The 13,079-nt window shown below is 29.4% G+C and carries 11 protein-coding genes; all 11 read left to right on the forward strand.

Annotation, left to right across the window (positions count from 1 at the left end):
• The first annotated feature begins 750 nt into the window (after positions 1-750).
• The 11 genes from ACFTQ7_RS24370 (at position 751) to ACFTQ7_RS24420 (ending at position 12,446) form a co-directional block, all read left to right on the forward strand.
• Positions 751-1,767, forward strand: a complete 1,017-nt coding sequence (locus ACFTQ7_RS24370) for a reverse transcriptase family protein (RefSeq protein WP_386831845.1) — start codon at positions 751-753, stop codon at positions 1,765-1,767.
• An 800-nt stretch (positions 1,768-2,567) separates the two neighbouring features.
• The gene (locus ACFTQ7_RS24375; protein WP_386831847.1) at positions 2,568-5,657 is read left to right on the forward strand and encodes an anti-phage protein; all 3,090 of its coding nucleotides are present in this window, start codon (positions 2,568-2,570) and stop codon (positions 5,655-5,657) included.
• Positions 5,658-6,067: 410 nt separating this feature from the next.
• A complete protein-coding gene (locus ACFTQ7_RS24380; protein ID WP_386831849.1) occupies positions 6,068-6,205 on the forward strand; it encodes a hypothetical protein in 138 nt (45 codons plus the stop codon).
• Positions 6,186-6,320, forward strand: a complete 135-nt coding sequence (locus ACFTQ7_RS24385; protein ID WP_386831851.1) for a nucleoside triphosphate pyrophosphohydrolase family protein — start codon at positions 6,186-6,188, stop codon at positions 6,318-6,320. Before ACFTQ7_RS24380 ends, ACFTQ7_RS24385 begins: the two co-directional genes overlap by 20 nt.
• A 99-nt stretch (positions 6,321-6,419) precedes the next feature.
• A complete protein-coding gene (locus ACFTQ7_RS24390; protein ID WP_322611088.1) occupies positions 6,420-6,833 on the forward strand; it encodes a hypothetical protein in 414 nt (137 codons plus the stop codon).
• Entirely contained in the window at positions 6,833-7,942 is a 1,110-nt protein-coding gene (locus ACFTQ7_RS24395) for a hypothetical protein (protein WP_386831853.1), read from the forward strand. Before ACFTQ7_RS24390 ends, ACFTQ7_RS24395 begins: the two co-directional genes overlap by 1 nt.
• 392 nt (positions 7,943-8,334) lie before the next feature.
• Positions 8,335-8,532 (forward strand): hypothetical protein, encoded by a 198-nt coding sequence (locus tag ACFTQ7_RS24400; RefSeq protein ID WP_386831855.1) that lies wholly within the window; start codon positions 8,335-8,337, stop codon positions 8,530-8,532.
• An 805-nt stretch (positions 8,533-9,337) separates the two neighbouring features.
• Complete coding sequence (locus ACFTQ7_RS24405) at positions 9,338-9,976, forward strand: hypothetical protein (RefSeq protein ID WP_386831857.1); 639 nt, start codon at positions 9,338-9,340, stop codon at positions 9,974-9,976.
• Complete coding sequence (locus tag ACFTQ7_RS24410) at positions 9,973-11,031, forward strand: GmrSD restriction endonuclease domain-containing protein (RefSeq protein WP_386831859.1); 1,059 nt, start codon at positions 9,973-9,975, stop codon at positions 11,029-11,031. Before ACFTQ7_RS24405 ends, ACFTQ7_RS24410 begins: the two co-directional genes overlap by 4 nt.
• Before the next feature lie 620 nt (positions 11,032-11,651).
• Complete coding sequence (locus ACFTQ7_RS24415) at positions 11,652-12,251, forward strand: hypothetical protein (RefSeq protein ID WP_386831861.1); 600 nt, start codon at positions 11,652-11,654, stop codon at positions 12,249-12,251.
• A 54-nt stretch (positions 12,252-12,305) separates the two neighbouring features.
• Positions 12,306-12,446, forward strand: a complete 141-nt coding sequence (locus tag ACFTQ7_RS24420; protein ID WP_386831863.1) for a hypothetical protein — start codon at positions 12,306-12,308, stop codon at positions 12,444-12,446.
• The last annotated feature ends 633 nt before the right edge of the window (positions 12,447-13,079 follow it).

Consider the following 13,079-nt stretch of genomic DNA (forward strand, 5'->3'; position numbering starts at 1 on the left):
GTGTGGTAACTACATTCTACACGAGGTCGTTATGGGCTTCCTTTATATTGACTTCTGGGTGTTGCACTTAATATTACAATCCGTCATATAAAAAAATATAGGGCGATATAATCATTCTTTTATTATTTAAGTTAATAAATTATCAAAAGTGTATTGTTTACTAGTAATTGATAATGTTGTAAAATTAAAATGAATAGTATGCCAAGATATTCCTGCGTTTATTTGTTGGATAGGCATCCAACGGCAAGATTTTGACTCCCTACTACGTGATGTGGCGATATCGCCATTCCCATAACGCAAGTATATCTATATACGAAAATGGGTCTATTAACATCAATAAGTAGTATGCAGGGGGTATTGGCTATATTAGCCAGTTATGAGGAGCAGAGATGTTTATAGAGGGACTCCGAACTCTAAAAATCCATTGATTATATTGCAGGGGGGAGCGAAAGCTTTCTAATAATCTATGGAGGTAGAGATTTATGAAAAGAAAAAATCGAAAAGCTATTCAGTCGGGGTCTAGATCAAAAAGAAGGAAGGAGAAACAATCTAAATATTCTATTTGGAAGACTTTAAAACAAGGTGCTGATTTTTACAGTTATTATTGTTTTCTTAGTTTTATCCTTAAATTGGTGCTGAAATCATCGGTTGTAGCATTAGAATATCTATATATTTGGATTCCTTTTATTCTTGAAATCTTGAAAACTCTTATTTCTGCTCTTTCTTATTCCTATAAGAAGGGGTTTTTTTGTGGATTATACTCAGACTAAATTTTATGGATTGTCTAATAAAAAATACTTAGCAAAATTGTTATATATGGATAAAGCAAAATTAAAGAATGTATCAAAGGTATATACACCGATTAAATTTGAATCTGAGGTTAATGGAAAAACTCGAATACTATATGACCAACACCCTGAATATAAAAAGATATTAAAGAGGATTGTAAATTTACTTTATAAAATTGAAGTTCCAGAATATGCTTTTGGTGGAATTAAAAAGAGAAATTATATTGATAATGCGAAAGTTCATAAAGATAATAAGTTTCTACTGATATTAGATATAAGTAATTTCTTCCCTTCCACAAGTGATTCATTTGTCTATAATTTTTTCTATCATAAACTACAAATGCAACCAGATATCGCAAAGGTTTTAACTAATCTAGTTACAGTGCCTTTAGAAAAAGGTGAAGGAAGATACTTACCACAAGGGTTCCCTACAAGTCCAATTATGAGCCTGTTAACATACATAGATATGTATGAAGAAATTGCTGAAATAGCAGAAAAGAATAACTTGAAATTCAGTTGTTATTATGATGATTTCACATTATCGTCCGATAAATTTATTTCTAAGAGTTTGAAAAGATCCATTTCAAGAATTATTCAGAAATATGGTTTTAAGGTACATCCAAAGAAATCTAAATTAATGATTAAGAGATATACGAAAGTAACGGGGGTTATTATTGAAGAAGGGAATATAAAAGCACCGAAGTCTTTATTTAAGAAGTTGCATGAAGCTTTTAATAAGTTGAAGATAATGGATAAACAAAATGAGAGTTATTTATTTGAAGATTACATTAATACATGCAATAAAGTTCAAGGCTTGATAGCTGCGATTAAAAGTATTGAACCAAATAGAAATTTGAAAATGTATAGTAATATGCTTAAATATATGAGAAAGAAATATGATATTCCATATAGCAGAATTTCTGTTTCATCAAGTTTTAAGACTCCTGAAGCGAAATTAATAGGAATTAATAAATCATAAGTAAGTAGATTAAGTATGGCAGAAGGCTCGTGCATAGGTTACAGAATGGCTTGTTAGCGTTCCTATGAACCCAACTAAATAATTGTCAAGTGAATTCTATTGTGTGTACAGAGCAAGTTCAAGTGTTAAGGGAGTAGTAGAATAAGAATCAAAGAGAAGCGGGATAAATTATGTGTTTATCTCGCTTTTTCTTTTGAGATAAGTGTTGAATAAGATTATATAACGGTATAAAGTTGTAGGTCATGTAAGCCATATAAGCTATCTGAGCTATAGAAACGTCTTTTTGCCTTCCTGTGAGTGAGGTTGATTCATTCTGTAGTGGTGCTATGAACGTTTGTGAGCTTGATGTGAATAGATGGTAGGGGCGGTAGTTTCCGATATTGAGGTAGTGTATCTTCCTATATTAAGGTGACCTGTATGAACCACACGAATTGAGGTTGATACGAAACGACATGTTCATTATTCAATATAATAACGTTGTAAAACAGGGGGCAACTGCTACAATTGAGGACAAGAATTAAATGGATTGAACGGAATATCCTGTTTTGAGAAACAACTAGAAACTCAATTGTATCAAGGGTTGTAAGCATGCTGTAGGATATTACATCTAAGCCTCTAGTGAGTGGAATAAGTAAATAACAATTAGAAAAAGCTTGGTAGAGCCTTATTTAGTAAGGTTTCTGCCAAGCTTTTTTGTTTTTTGATACCAAAATTGATACTAACATGAAAAATTTCTAATATGTGTTAATATTTCTGTTTTTATGACTTATAATCTATATATATAATATTGGGGGTCAATTATGAAAATTATACATTTATCAGATATTCATTTTTCAAAAAATTACCAAAATAAAACATTAGAAATTAAAGAAGCCTTTTTAAAATCTGTGAAATCTACAGTAATTGGAGAAGAAGACGTTCTAATATTAGTTGCAGGAGATATCGCAAACTGGGGATTAAAAGAGGAATACGAAAATATAGCTAAACCATTTTTCGAAGAATTAAAAACCATTTTAGTTGAGAATGACCCCATTAAAGTAGACTTTTTATTTATTCCTGGAAATCATGATTGTAACTTTTCAAATCCAGATGCAGAGGTAATGAGAGAATTATTAATTAAGCAAGTAAAAGAAAAAAATGAATTATTTTTTAATGAAAAAATTAAAGAAAGTATTATTATTCAAAAAGATTTTAATGATTTTGCTAATGATTTTCATAGTAACTGGATGAATATGGAGTCTATTTATACTAATGATTTAGTATCATTACTTTGTTATAAAAATAAACTAAATTTATTGGTTTTAAATACAGCATGGATTACGACTAAGTATGAAAAGGCTGGAGAGATGTATTTTATAGAATCTTTATTAAAAGAAGCTATAGAAAAAATTGAATATCCCACTTTAACTATAATGCATCACCCTACTCATTGGTTAGAGCCAAATAATAAAAGAAATATTGATAAATTAATCCAAAGTGTATCCTCTGTAGTTATTTCTGGTCATGAGCATTCTAAGACTGAGATTTTAAACAGAAATATGCAGACAAATACCGAAACATTATTTATTGAGGGGAGTTGTTTACAAGAGCTTGGTAACGATTTTAAAAGTGAATATAATGTAATTACAATTAAAGAAGATGAAATGGAGTTAAATAACAATTTATTTAGCTATGAAGATAAAATATATAAAAAAGTACAAAAGAGTGATTTGAAATATAAAATTGTTCATTTAAATGCCAATAAAGTAGTAAACGAGATTGTCATTAATCAGGATTTTGATGCAAAGATAAATGAGTTGGGAATAGTTATTTCTCATCCTAGAAAAAAAGATGTGAATTTAAATGATTTATTTGTATTCCCTGATGTAGAAGAAATAATCAAGTTAGATAAAGAACAAGAATTAATTGAAAATATTAATGTATCTAAAGTTCTTGATTATAATGAAGAATCAGTAATCCTGTTCTCTGGAGAGAAAGATTCGGGGAAATCTACTTTAATCAAAATGTTATTTAAGTACAAGCATGGGGAAGGTTTATATCCTATGGTTGTAAATGCAGAAGATATAAAGAAAGACCATACTTATAATACTGAGAATTTCATTATTTATAACTTCAATTATACTTATGAAAAAGAAGGTATAGACGAATATCTCCAACTAACTAAAAGTAAAAGAATTTTATTTATCGAAGATTGGAATAAAGCTTTATTCAACGAAGAGGCTAAAAATAGGTTTTTAGTAAATGCGTTAAAATATTTTTCTCAAGTTATACTATTTATAGATTCGGAATCATCTCCAACAAGTTATTTGATATCGGGAGATTTAAAGATTAGACAATTTAAAATCTTAGAGTTTGGTCATGTTAAGAGAGATGAATTAATTGAGAAATGGATTAATTTAGGGCAAGAAGATTACATAGAAAGGGCAAAATTGTTAAATGAAATAGATAGGTATAAGCGTGCGATGGAACCAATACTAAAAAATGGTTTTGTTCCAAAATATCCATTGTATTTATTAGTAATGTTAAATTCAATTGAGACTAGAAATAGCCACGACTTGGAGAAAAGTTCTAACGGATATTATTTTGAAGTTCTGATAAAGGATTCCTTAATAAATTTAGAACTAGAGTTCAATCAGATTGAAAAGTTATATGAATATCTTACTAATTTTGCATATTTTTTACTAAAACAAGATGGCAATATTACTGATTTAGATGAATGGAAACATTTCCATAATAATCATTTAGAATTATACGATATGTCCAGAGATCAATTGGAATTTTCTACTCTGAAATCTAAACTTATTAAAGCTAAAGTTATTAGAGGAAAAGATTCTTGTTATCAATTTTACTACCCATATGTTTTTAATTATTTTGTTGCTCAGTATTATGCTAGAAATTTAACAGAAGATAAAGTTCAAAATGAATTATTAGAATTAACAAATAATATTCATATTACAGAAAATGCAAATATACTAATGTTTTTAACACATCTATCAAAAGATAAATATATTATAGAATGTGTAATTACTTCGGCTAGCATATTATTAGAAGAAGTGGAGCCGAGTAGGTTAGAAAAAGATATTGATGAAATTAATAAGCTGTGCGAAGAAATATTTATCCCACAAGTTAATGCAGAATTAGATGCATATGAAAATAGGAAGAAATTAAATGAAAGACTCGATGAAATTGAACAAGAGCAAAGGTATAATGTAAATCAGGAGATTGCTAGTGACCTTTTAGAAGTTGAGAGTGTCGAATCAGATGAAATTGAAGTAATGAATAATATAAATACTATTAATAAATCCTTTAAAATGCTAGAAGTTTTAGGTCAGATATTAAGGAACTACTATGGTTCACTTAAAGGACCGGAAAAATATGAACTTAGTAAACATCATTTTAATTTGGGACTAAGATTAAATAAATGGATTATAAATCAAATTGAAAATGCTGCTCCTATGTTAAATGATTCGATAGCAAATATTTTATCTAATAAAAATAACGTTAGTAGAGAAAAAGCAATAAGTATAGCTAATCAGTTTATTTATGTTATAGCTAGTATTATCACTAGAAATAATATTTGGAAAATCGTAAACTCTGGAGGAACTCCAGATTTAAATAATACCTATATTAGAATTTCCGATGAAGAAAATAGTGTAGCAGTTAATTTAATAACTTTGTTAATAAAAATTGAATATTATGAAGAATTTCCGTATAAACGATTAGATAAATTTGTTAAGGATAATATTTCTAATGTAATAGTTATGAAGATTGTTAGTGATGTTGTAAAACGTTATATTTATCTAAACGAGTTAACGTATAATGATAAGCAAAAAATATGTCAAATAGCTCATCTGAAATTATCTCCAAAAGCGATTGGTATGAATAAATAAAGTGAAGGTGCAGTGCACCTTCACTTTATTTTTTTGAATACTGCTGATTTCCATTAAACTTTTAAGGCGATCCTTTATTATTATTGGATTGGCATTAATTTATTAAAACTGAAGCGTGTGAATGAAGTAATCCTTTAGCTTGGATTGATTTTACACCGGCAAACTTTGTATGTCTTTTAATAATCCTTGAGATTGTTGATTTCTATTTTTCTTTAGGAGCTTGGACATGCTTGTTATATACTATCCCTAGTAACTTCTAGAATTAAATTATTCTTTTAAATAAGCTTGATGAGTGTAAGTTTTTAGAGGAAACTTACACTTTTTTAGATTTTAAAAAAATAAGCTGATGGTTAAAAATGGTGTGTAGTATTATTAATAGAGACAACAAATTTGTAAGAAGATGTAATGAGATGCATTTATATTGTGGACAAGTAAAGCAGTTAGTTGGTTTGTTGGAAAATGAGATTATTCATTTACTACTTGCGGGTGTTCAAATGAATGAACTAGCTAGAGAAGAATTTAGAGAAAATGAAGGACGAGCTGGTTGATGTGATCACGTATGCTTTGTTATTTGCTAATGAAACAGGAATCGATCTTATGAGTGCGGTTCAACAAAAGCTGCAGGCGAGGTTTTCCGAACGGAGGTATTTGTTTATGAGATGATAGGTAGACCTAGTATACACACGAAAATCATGCTTCTAATCGATGCGATTTAATGAGATTCAAATTTGTGAATTAAAATATGAGTAAGGAGATAAATTAATGTCACATCAAATTATAGATACTGGCAATTATAAATACATACTTGCAAACCATCATAGAAGTAGACAAAATCACAATAAGTCGAGATGGACTATTAATCAGAATGAGGAATTTAGTTGTTTCGAACGAATGATGAATAATAGTTGGGTTAATAATAATGTCAAGGGCTGGTCGTTACATAGAGTTAATGGTCAAAATTTGGTATTAGGAGTTAGTACAAGAGATGAAGAAGTTAAGATTGCAAAATTTGTAGATAGTGCAAATATTACGGAATGGCATGGATACCCTGTAGATTATAGACTATCAATTCATGATAAACCTGATATAAAGATTATTAGAGATTGGTTTGATAAAGGATATATTACAAAGAGTCAAATGCGTAAAATTTCACAGGGACAAGGTTGTGATATTTAATGAAAAGTATTTCGCTAAGGTTTGAAGGAGAATATTGGGACTATTTAATAAAATATAATTTATTATATTTATGGACCTTTAATGGGGAGTTGGAAATTTATAATTGGGAAGATATATTAATTTATTTAAGTGAAAATAAAGAAATTAAAATATATAGTATTTTCCAAGGTAGGAAAAATGAAAAGTTATTAATAATGGATCTTTTGATTAATGAAAAATTAGTAGATGATATTAATATTACTCTCTCTAAGTCTGAGCTAAACAAGTATCTTATTAAAAAATATAATACACCTACAGGTGAACTGACGATATCTTTAGATTCATATGGAGAGAAGCTCCTATTAAATACGGATGAAGGATTATTTTTATCAGAATTAGATGATATTGAAAACAGTCAAAAGATTTTTGATATGTCTTTTTATAATTTAAATATAGGTAGCTATGGAAAAGTGGCTTTATCTGCAGGAGACGATGGAGTATTTGGTTTACAATTACTTAAAAAAAATGAATACTTTACCTTTTTAGAGAGCGAAGTAAAGAATATTACACGTAAACATTCGAATAAAGCAGAATGGATAAATGATAATATTTACAATACATCCTATATAGAAGATGACTATATTTTTAATTTTAGTAATTTAGATTCTATTTCTTATAATAGCTCGGAGATATTTAAATATTTACCTATTAATGAAAGAAGCAAAAATATAAGTTGGATTAATAATAATAAAATTTACAGAGCAATAAATAATTATGAATTAGAGGAAGTAACTTTAATAGACTTAGGAAATGGGGAATTAGATTTTCGCTCAAGGACTATCAGTTTTCAAAGTTGGAAAGGTGATTTAGTTGCTGGTGCAGGAACTTCTTTTGGGACTGTAGTTGAATGTGAAAATGCAATGGTAGTTATCTTTAAAAATCATGAGTTTGTAAATATCCCAGGAGAAGTAATTAGATGGAAATCTTATAAATCCAATGAAAGATATGGTAACTTACTAGGAATGATTTATGATGATGAGATAGTATTTAGAGCTTTTGAAAAGTATCCTGTTAATTATCTAGATGGAGAAATATTGAAATCTATTTCGTTTAATAATAAATTGATATAAAATGAGATAGTAAGGTCTTTGAGCCAAGTTCGTAAATATGTAATACTCCCTAGTGAAGAAAATCGTTAAGTATAGAATTGTGGAAAGCTCTCAATCGCTTGTGGCTCTAAGGTCGGCATAATGTTACGTGAATCGTAAATAGGCAAACTACACGCGTAGAAGCTGAAGTATTGGAGTTTCTGGACGCGGGTTCGACTCCCGCCGTCTCCATACATAGTATTTAGCAGTAGAAATGCTGTTAAATCAACGTTTATAAGAGTTAGGGTAACTTGATGAAGGTGTTAAACTTTCAAAAAGACACCCTAACTTTTTTTATTTTAAGGGTACATTTAAAATGGAAAACTTGAGGTTATAAACCTTCTAATTCACATGATGAATAGGGGGCTTTTTGTTTGGTTAAAAGGATAAAGCATGGTTTGTTTTCGATGGGAAATACACGTCACGTTAATCCTAAAGTTAGTAATAATTATTGGATACCAGTTGATTACGCATTAGAAATTGTGTTTAAACAAATGGAAATTGCTCGCAATAGACCACGTACTATTGGTAGCTATGATTATGATTTTAAACTAACAAAATTCACTATGTAGAGGAAATTACGATTGATACAATTTATAGCTATTTAGATGGTCTAGCTGTTTCACAGCAAACGAAGAAAATACGATTAAAGACCATTAAAGCAGTACTAGGAAAAGTGATTGCTACATTGATTTTCTGAAGGGCTCAACTCACCGTACCTTTTTTATAGTCATTTTAAGGGCATTCCTACGGTTATTGTTCTCGAAGCTCTTGCTTGTTTCGAAACCCCAAAGCGAAAGCGTTTTGACAAAAGGGTACGTCTCTGCCCATTTTGGGAATTTTTCTTTATGAAGCTAATAAAACTTTTGTATAAATTGTAAGGATTTGTTAAATGTAGAATGGGGAAATAATAGTAGAAAGTCTGTTGTTGTATTATAGTTTTGTGGTAAAATTTAGTTTATATATAGTTTTTTGGGGTTAATAAATATTCAAACATATGTATCTCCTTTTCATTAAAGGCATTAAATGTGGTGAATTTATTATTTACACAACTATTTGAAGACAGTATTGGCATGATTATCAATTTTAAATAAGCTGATACAGCCCAATTAACTAACCAAAATAAAACCTTAAGACAAAATATATATAACGCTTGAGTAACCGAGCATTTAAACTCGCCCGCATACCTGTGTTGTCACATTCACTAGACACTTGTTGAGTAGTTATAGGCTTGAAACGCAACCACTTCTTTAAGTCTAACAATCCGTTTGAAAACAGAAATGCCAAATGTACATTACTTTGTAGTTGGCTAAACTGACAGTTTGTAAAAAATTAAATGAAGATGTAGATAAATTAAAAGAAAGGATATTGGTACTTTTGTCGAATACTTTAGTAACTAATAAAGATAATATGGATGGAAAAATAGATATGGAAAAGATCAGGAGGGAAATTATAGGGAGTGATACTAATACCATATATCGAAAATATCTAAATGGAAATGAAGTATGGTATTTTAAAGAATTTCTTAATGAACAAAATTACTCGAACAAATATGATGAATTCAAACATTATGTGAACGATAAACTTAAAATACGTTTTAACGAGATCGCCATTTTTGGAAGTGCTAAATGTGGTTTTAGTTTATCTCCAGATAAAAACTTGTCATTATTTAATGAGAAATCTGACATTGACCTAGCATTAGTTTCTAAAGATTTATATATGGAGTTTTGGGATGAATATTTAAAAAAAATATATAGCGGTGAAATAGTAAGTTATAATAAATTTGCAAAAGGTGTTGTTAGAAAGTTTATTGAACTAGAGCAGTTTCCAGAAGATGTTAGCCTATATCGAGAATGGGAGAAGCTGGCTGATGTCGAATTTTATCAACACCTTCAATTTGAATTTGGTATAGCTCATGATATAAATTATCGAATATTCGAATCATGGGATGCTGTAGAAAGCTATTACAAAGCCGGAATATCGGAGCTGAAGCGTACTTTGGAGGTTAGTATATGAGAAGAATTGATTTAATTACAACTGAAGTCCAAACTGTAAAATGGTTTATGGATCGTATAAAAAGCGATACTTTAATAATAGATCATTCATTCCAAAGAAAGTTTGTTTGGGGAATTAAAGAGCAAGTAAGACTTATCGAAACAATTTTATTGGGTTTTTCTATACCTGAGATATATATTTGGATGACAGAGACGGATCCAGATACAGGGGATTCAACATATAGTTTGGTTGACGGTCAACAAAGGCTGTCAACGGTAAAAGATTTTTTAAGTGGGAAATTTAAGTTACACTCTGGCTATTTAAATGATGTAGAGTCAAATAAATATGCTAATAAAAAATTTAGTGAACTTGATCCAGAAGATAAGAAAGCTATTTGGGACTATCCTTTTTCTACACGAGTAATAAAAAGGGAAATAAAAGAAGAAGATATAATTAAGATGTTTTTAAGGTTAAACAGTACAGATAAACAATTAAATCCACAGGAACTAAGAAATGCTGAATTTAGTGGTTTATTTATTAAACTCGCGGATGAAATTAGTGAGCAACCTTTTTGGGAGAAGCATAAAGTATTTAGTTCTTCTCAAATAAGAAGAATGACAGATATAGAATTTATCAGTCAGATTTTAATTTTCCTACGTGAAGGAATTACAGGAGAAACTACTCAAAAATATCTTAATTCAGTCTATGATAAGTATAATGAAAAATACGATGAATATGAAAATGACAAGGAAATTTTCTTGAGAATGATAGTGGAAATGGAGATGATAATGGAACTATCAAAAGATAATGCTGATTTATTAAGTAAAAAGACCCACTTATATTCATTCCTAATAATTATTTACTTTATGATAGAAAAAGGTCTTGATATTTCCAAATATCATGAAAAAATAAGTATTTTTGTAAATTGTTATAATAACCCTCATGAAGATTTCTCGATTTCTACTGATGAAAAGAGTTTAATTAGTGATTATAAAAATTATGTTCTAGAGGGTACACAAAGTAAAGCTAGACGAATTGCACGAGTACGAGTATTAAAATCATATCTAAATATATAATTTTTATTAAATGTAGATGTAAAACTAAATTTAGAAGGCTATTATATATAATGGTAAGCTCTGTTTTTTCTAAATTAATAAGTTAATTTCATTTATCAACAACTACTTACCAATAGAAATCTGAGGGGAAAAGAAGATTTATGTTTGATAAAGATTCATCTAATAGAAATAGTACTTGGATAAAACAATAGGATTTATTCATTATTATTAGAATCAAATCTAGAAAACCCAACAGCACCTTTGTGTTGCCTCACACACTCCGCACATATGGAGTGTGTGGTTTGGTTGGAGGTAGAGATGCAGCCATACAAGAAAGTCTTTCGAATAACTTGGGTTGATCAAACACTAGGTTTATTAAAGAAAACACCTTGCCCCTATAACGTAATTTTTATAAAACATATTCAAAAGCGTAGTCAAAAATTTTAATACTAGCTTAAAACCCTTGTAAACACTGCTATTATAGTGTTTTGAAGAGCGAGTGGTTCGACTCCCGCCGTCTCCATAATTTATCGGCCTATAAACGGCGCTATATTAACGTTTTAAGAGTTAGGGATAGTGTACGGGAGTTGAACTCTTGTGCATTATCCCTTTTCCTATCCTTTTTGTCTAAGGAGGTACATATGGAAGCTAAAATTACTCTGAAAATTTTTTTAAGTGTCTATTTGAGAAATTATTTTATCCCAACTCTTTTAATAATATTAGTGATTAATTCACTTTCTAGATGGTACCCTAAGATTTTTAGTTTTGAAAATTCATTTTTTAAATATGGTTGTCTATTAGTAGCTATCTATATACTTTATTCTACTTTTAAAATTTCAAGTCAAGCCGTGTATAGTGTTAATTTTAGAAGGGAAATATTTGATTTAAAAAGAGAAACTGATGGAGAAGTAAAACTACTTTCCAGATATAATAATTACAGCAACTATCTAGAAGAAAATAAACTTCGATTGGATATCTATAAAAGTTTTAGTCCAATCCCAATAGTAGTATTTTCCTTAGGAATACTTATAAAATGGGATTTAAATAAATTAAGCCTCTACTTTGAAAATATTTTAAATTTCAAACTGGAACTTAACTCTATTATTGGAGGAGTCATATTTTTACTAGGGATTTGGTACATTATTTCATATAGTAAATGTTGGGCATATCATAAGAACTTATTGAGAAGATATGCAGAAGTAAAAACAGCATACGAGAGCTTGAAAATAAAGGAAAAGTAATAAGAGCTAACGGTTTAAAGACCTTCTAATAAAACATATTAGGGGGTTTTTTCTATGGCAAATAGAAAGCGTAAACACGGTATATTTGCAGTGGATGGGGATGTAATTGTTCTAGCTAGTAGTAAGGATGGAAGAATAGACTGTACGCACTCTAGCATTACACTTGATACAGTATTTAATCTAATTCAAAGCTAAGTACTTTCGAGTGGGTTTCTTTATTATCAAATAGCTCTTCTAATGTAATTTCTAAAGCTTTTGTAAGGTTTTCAATTAAAGTGTTCTTTTCTCCACGCTCAAGTTGTCCAATTATGTATTATGTAAGGAAGCACGATATGCTAGTTCTTCTTCGCTTAGCGTACGTTCTTTACGTAAGAAGTGGATTCTCTCCCCAACTACTTTGGTTAAATCCGTAATGTAATCACCTCATTATTAAGGACTGACGAGAAATGAATTTATAACCATATACTATAGATATAATTTTTAACTTAAATAAAATAAACTATTGATATCATCGTGGGGATGGGGGGAGTATAAGTACAGCAAGAAAATTATCTATTTAAATGGAATGGTACCAATTAAACAAAAGTATGGCTAATCCCGGTTTTGTACGATTAGGTCAGCACAGTCCATTAAAATGTACCCTATAAGATAGACACTTTCAAAAAGGTCATCTTATAGGGTATTTTTGTTTATAATGAAGAAAAAAACTAGTGGTGGTAAATAGGATGACTATAAATTTATTTTCGAAACAACAACAGGCACAATTAAAATTAAATCCATACGTCAAAACGGTAAGTGCGAAAGCCATTACTTATACGGATGAATTTA

Origin of the sequence: Lysinibacillus sp. NPDC056959 (assembly GCF_042674095.1) — a bacterium.
GTDB classification, from domain to species: Bacteria; Bacillota; Bacilli; order Bacillales_A; family Planococcaceae; genus Lysinibacillus; species Lysinibacillus zambalensis.

Excerpts from the sequence above, each read along its gene's own strand:
- ACFTQ7_RS24375 (WP_386831847.1), top strand. The coding sequence starts at position 2,568 with ATGAAAATTATACATTTATCAGATATTCATTTTTCAAAAAATTACCAA.
- ACFTQ7_RS24380 (WP_386831849.1), top strand. The coding sequence starts at position 6,068 with ATGCATTTATATTGTGGACAAGTAAAGCAGTTAGTTGGTTTGTTGGAA.
- ACFTQ7_RS24385 (WP_386831851.1), top strand. The coding sequence starts at position 6,186 with ATGAAGGACGAGCTGGTTGATGTGATCACGTATGCTTTGTTATTTGCT.
- ACFTQ7_RS24390 (WP_322611088.1), top strand. The coding sequence starts at position 6,420 with ATGTCACATCAAATTATAGATACTGGCAATTATAAATACATACTTGCA.
- ACFTQ7_RS24395 (WP_386831853.1), top strand. The coding sequence starts at position 6,833 with ATGAAAAGTATTTCGCTAAGGTTTGAAGGAGAATATTGGGACTATTTA.
- ACFTQ7_RS24410 (WP_386831859.1), top strand. The coding sequence starts at position 9,973 with ATGAGAAGAATTGATTTAATTACAACTGAAGTCCAAACTGTAAAATGG.
- ACFTQ7_RS24415 (WP_386831861.1), top strand. The coding sequence starts at position 11,652 with ATGGAAGCTAAAATTACTCTGAAAATTTTTTTAAGTGTCTATTTGAGA.
- ACFTQ7_RS24420 (WP_386831863.1), top strand. The coding sequence starts at position 12,306 with ATGGCAAATAGAAAGCGTAAACACGGTATATTTGCAGTGGATGGGGAT.